Below are 2,083 nucleotides of genomic sequence, written 5' to 3' on the forward strand. Positions count from 1 at the left end.
CCGCCGGCTGCGGCAAGCGTGGGTACTGCACGGCGTGCTTCACCGGCGTGTACCCCGTGGCGATCCCACCGAGCTTCGGCCGCGACAAGTTCATGGAGGGCTTCGACCCGCTCAACCTCACGCAGGCCGACCCCGTCGCGGACGGCAGCGTCGTCGAGAAGGAGCACGACCACACCTGGGAGCAATCCCACGAGGCGTGAGGCGAGAGGACGACGGGCGGCCGTGCGATGCTCAGCCGTGGGCGACTCGCTGTGCGTCCGCAGCGCCCCGCGCGTCGCAGGCTTCTCGCCGCGCCACGCCAATTTCGTACCTGATGTGGGATTACCTCCTCTTTACCTGAGCGTGCTCGCGCATCGCCTATACTGGTGAGTTATTGTTTGAATCGCATGACGCACGGAGGTTTCATGGCGGCATACGAGGGCAGACGGTTCCGTCCGAAGCAGGAAGCCGAGACGACGGGCGGCCAGGCGTCGCCGAGCCCGCGGGGCAACGGCTCGCATTTCGCGGGCGACGCGCCGCGCGCTCCCCGCACGCCGCATCATGGCGCGACGCACCCCGGAGCCACGAACGTCCCGCCCGCTCGCAGCGCGGGATCGCACCGCGCCGTCCCGGGTTCGTCCGCGCACGCGACCGCGCACAGCTCGGGTTCGCATGCGGCCACGCCCCGCGCGGCTGCGCCTCACGCCCGCGAGGCAGCGCACAGTTCGGCCACACCCAACGCCCGCGAGGCAGCCCCCCACTCCCACGCATCGGCATCCCGAGCGCACAGTTCGGCCACCCCGCCGACGTCGCCCTACGCGCGTCCCGCCCGCGTCGAGGCACCCCGCCCGGCTTCACCCCACGCGCCGTCGCCCTACTCCCGTTCGGCGGCTTCTCGCTCCGCCGCCTCCCGCTCCCGCACTGCGGCCGGACACGGCTCCCGTGCTTCCCGCTCCTCCGGCGCGCCGCGCAAGCGCAGCGGGCGCGACATCGTCTCGAAGGTACTCATCGGCGTCGGCATCCTGCTGCTGCTCGTCGCGGCCGGCATCTTCATCTCCGCGCAGATCGGCTACCAGAAGGCGGGCGCCGCGTACGACGAGCTCTCGCAGTACGTGACGGTGGATGACTCCAGCGGCGACGGCGTGCCCGTCGTCGACTGGGACGCGCTCAAGCAGGTGAGCGAGGACATCGTCGCGTGGATCTACATCCCCGGCACGGACATCAGCTTCCCCGTGGTGCAGGGCGACACGAACGACCAGTACCTGCGCGCGCTGCCCGACGGCTCGTGGAACGAGAGCGGCAGCATCATGCTCGATTGCGACCAGCAGGCGCCCGGCATGGTGGGCCAGCAGACGACGGTCTACGGCCACCACATGAGCAACGGCTCCATGTTCGACCCCATCGAGAAGACGCTTGACCAGGCGAACTTCGACAAGATGACCACGGTGTACTACCTCACGCCCGAGACGACCTACAAACTGTCGCCGCTCTACACCGCGCGCGTGCCCGAGACCTACGTCGAGGCGCGGCAGGAGAACTTCGGCGACCAGGCGGCGCTCGCTGCTTACCTCGAGGATCTGCGCGGCTACGCCCAGGCGGAGGCGAGCGACGTCGACGAGCGCATCGCCTCGACCGACCGCGTGCTCGCGCTCGTGACCTGCAGCGGCCTGGCGCCGGCCGACCACCGCGCCATCATGATCTGCACGGTCACGGAGGAGACGCCGTCCGTTTCCGCCGACGACGTGCAGGCCGACGTGGGCGCGGAGGGTGCGAACGCCAGCTCGGACGAGCTCGTCAACCCGGATCTGCAGGGGTAGCGGCGCGAGGCTGCGCTGCCGGGGGTGCCGGTTTGGGCGCGGCCGGACGCCGCCGGTCGCGGTTTGGGCGTCGCGGGGCGCCGTTTTGGGCATCGCGGGGCGCCGCGAGGGGCTGCAAACTGCCTTCAGACGGCCCGCGCGCAGCCCCTCGCTTCCCAAAATCGTCCAAACGAGCGGTTTATAGGGGGTGGGCAAAGTAGCCGGGAAATCGGCAACCCTGCTACCTGCGCATTTATTAGCGCGCAACCCCTCGCTACTCGGGCACCCCTTCATAAACCGTTCGTTTC

1 protein-coding gene and 1 pseudogene are annotated in these 2,083 nt (G+C 69.9%); both read left to right on the forward strand.

Translation table 11 applies throughout. The annotated features are described in order from the left end of the window. Nucleotides 1-200 (forward strand): annotated as a pseudogene (locus BN423_RS10945) (amidophosphoribosyltransferase); the annotation flags it as partial. Nucleotides 201-404: 204 nt separating this feature from the next. Then, nucleotides 405-1,796 (forward strand): class B sortase, encoded by a 1,392-nt coding sequence (locus BN423_RS10410; protein WP_019240185.1) that lies wholly within the window; start codon nucleotides 405-407, stop codon nucleotides 1,794-1,796. The last annotated feature ends 287 nt before the right edge of the window (nucleotides 1,797-2,083 follow it).

Origin of the sequence: Enorma timonensis (assembly GCF_000321165.1) — a bacterium.
Lineage (GTDB): Bacteria > Actinomycetota > Coriobacteriia > Coriobacteriales > Coriobacteriaceae > Enorma.

Excerpts from the sequence above, each read along its gene's own strand:
- BN423_RS10410 (WP_019240185.1), top strand. The coding sequence starts at position 405 with ATGGCGGCATACGAGGGCAGACGGTTCCGTCCGAAGCAGGAAGCCGAG.